1 protein-coding gene and 1 pseudogene are annotated in these 2,566 nt (G+C 41.6%); one reads left to right on the top strand and one right to left on the bottom strand.

Annotated features, from left to right (window positions below; translation table 11 throughout):
* Positions 1 to 124, top strand: a pseudogene (locus tag ACE3PQ_RS00550) (IS701 family transposase); the annotation flags it as partial.
* 34 nt (positions 125 to 158) lie between these two features.
* Here the strand turns inward: ACE3PQ_RS00550 and ACE3PQ_RS00545 are convergent.
* Positions 159 to 2,183 (bottom strand): FAD-dependent oxidoreductase, encoded by a 2,025-nt coding sequence (locus tag ACE3PQ_RS00545; RefSeq protein WP_374294219.1) that lies wholly within the window; start codon positions 2,181 to 2,183, stop codon positions 159 to 161.
* Between the last annotated feature and the right edge of the window lie 383 nt (positions 2,184 to 2,566).

The following is a 2,566-nucleotide window of genomic DNA, read 5'->3' as shown; positions in this document are numbered from 1 at the left end:
TGAGCGGATCTTTGAAAATGTATATCGTTGGCAGAAGAAATTATTTAGACCAATCATCAAAGACTTCATTGATGACTTTATTCTCGATAAAAATCATCTCCTACCACAGAGAATCTATAAATAATAGTGCGTAAGTCCTAACATCTTCAAAAGTATCATTAAATCTTCGTCGCTAACTCAGCGCCTTGTCGTATCGCACGTTTGGCATCAAGCTCACCTGCCTCTTTTGCACCGCCGATCAAATAAACATTTTTACCCACTTGTTTCAGTGCATCATACATTGCAGTAAATGACTCCTGACCTGCACAAACCACCACATGATCTACGGTTAACAATTTCGCTTCATCATTGACATGAATGTGTAAACCATCTTCATCGAACTTGTCATAGCTCACACCTGATAGCATTTTGACTTGATGATTTTTCAATCCTGTACGATGTATCCAACCTGTAGTTTTACCTAGATTGGCACCCACTGCGCTATTTTTACGTTGTAGCAAGTATATCTCTCGGATCGGCTCATCATGCTGTGCAGCTTTTACGCCACCTTCCCCCTGATAGTCTTTATCAATGCCCCACTGACGATAAAACAACTCAGGATTCATCGTCGCACTATCGCCTTCTTGCAGTAGATATTCTGCGGTATCAAAACCTATACCGCCTGCACCAATGATCGCTACACTTTTCCCTACATATTTTTTATGTTTGAGCACATCAAGGTAGCTAATAACCTGCTCCGAATCTGCGCCGTCAAAATCAAGTTGACGAGGTGTAACACCTGTTGCCACGACGACTGCATCAAATTCATCTTTATTTAGCTCTTCAAAAGTGACACGATGATTTAACTTCAAGCTAATATTGTCACTTAATTCAATCTGACGTTTGAAATAGCGCAAGGTTTCATAGAACTCTTCTTTGCCTGGAATGGTTTTGGCAATATTAAACTGACCACCGATTTGATGATCAGCTTCAAATAGTGTCACTTGATGACCACGCTTCGCTGCATAAAGTGCAAAACTACAACCTGCAGGACCTGCGCCAACGACAGCAATTTGCTTAGCTTCATCTGCCAATGGAAAAAGTAATTCTGTCTCAAAAGCTGCTTCTGGATTAACAAGGCAAGTGGCAATTTTATTGCTAAAAATATGATCTAAACACGCTTGGTTACAACCGATACAACTATTGATTTCATCACTACGTCCTTCACTGGCTTTGTTTACAAAATCAGGATCGGCGAGCATCGGACGTGCCATCGACACCATATCCGCATGACCTTGTGCCAACACATATTCGGCAACTTCAGGCGTATTAATCCGATTCGACGTAATCAACGGCACAGTGAGATGTTTTTTTAATTTTTCTGTGACCCATGTGAATGCGGCACGAGGCACTTTTGTGGCAATGGTCGGAATTCGAGCTTCATGCCAACCAATCCCTGTATTGATAATTGTCGCACCTGCTTTCTCAATGGCTTTACCCAGTTGGATCACTTCCTCTAAAGTCGAACCACCCTCTACAAGGTCTAGCATCGAAAGACGGTAAATAATAATAAAATGCTCACCCACCGCTTCACGAGTCTGCTTGACGATTTCCACAGCGAAGCGCATACGGTTTTCATAGCTACCGCCCCACTCATCATCACGATGATTGGTTCGTTCAGCGATAAACTCATTAATCAAATAGCCTTCCGAACCCATGATTTCCACACCATCATAGCCTGCATATTGAGCAAGCGTGGCACATTGCACAAAGTCTGCAATGGTTTGTTTGATTTCTTCTGCGCTGAGTTGTTTCGGCTTAATCGCATTGATCGGCGCTTGTACCGCAGATGGTGCAACGATATTTTCCTGATAAGAATAGCGTCCCGTATGCAAAATCTGTAAGGCGATCTTACCACCAGACTCATGCACTGCATCAGTGATAATTTTATGTTTATCCGCTTCTTCGGTAGTGTCTAATTTGGCTGCATGGTCAAAAGTCCGCCCTGCATCATTCGGGGAGATTCCACCTGTGACAATCAGCCCGACACCGCCTTGCGCACGCTTGGCATAAAAGCTTGCCATACGTGCATAGCCATTCGGTGCTTCCTCCAAGCCAATGTGCATCGAACCCATCAAGACACGATTTTTTAAAGTAGTAAAACCTAAATCTAATGGCTGAAGTAAATGCGGATATTGCGACATGATTGTTCCTTTTGGCTGTAAGCAACGTAAACCATTTAATATTTTTCAGTATCTTAGACAGTAAAATATTGAAATAAACAACGGCTTGGCGTACCTTATTGGCTTTATATTGATGGCTTTAATCGCCTGTAAACTTTATAAACGATGCTTATCGACGATGCAATCACTAGATTCTATTCTGCAATAGCATCATGATTCATCTAATCATGTTTATACAATTTAAGCAGAATGTTATAGATTCATTTAGGGTCTGTTGACATTTCACAGATGCTTGCGACAACGGATGTTTTTTAGGCGATACTAGGAATGAATGAAGAAATTTAGTCATTCTAAATGATTCATTCATAACAACGTAGCGTCAAAAAACATCCTTGTCCCGAAGG

Origin of the sequence: Acinetobacter sp. (assembly GCF_041911495.1) — a bacterium.
GTDB lineage: Bacteria > Pseudomonadota > Gammaproteobacteria > Pseudomonadales > Moraxellaceae > Acinetobacter.
This window is presented reverse-complemented; position numbering and strand designations above follow the sequence as displayed.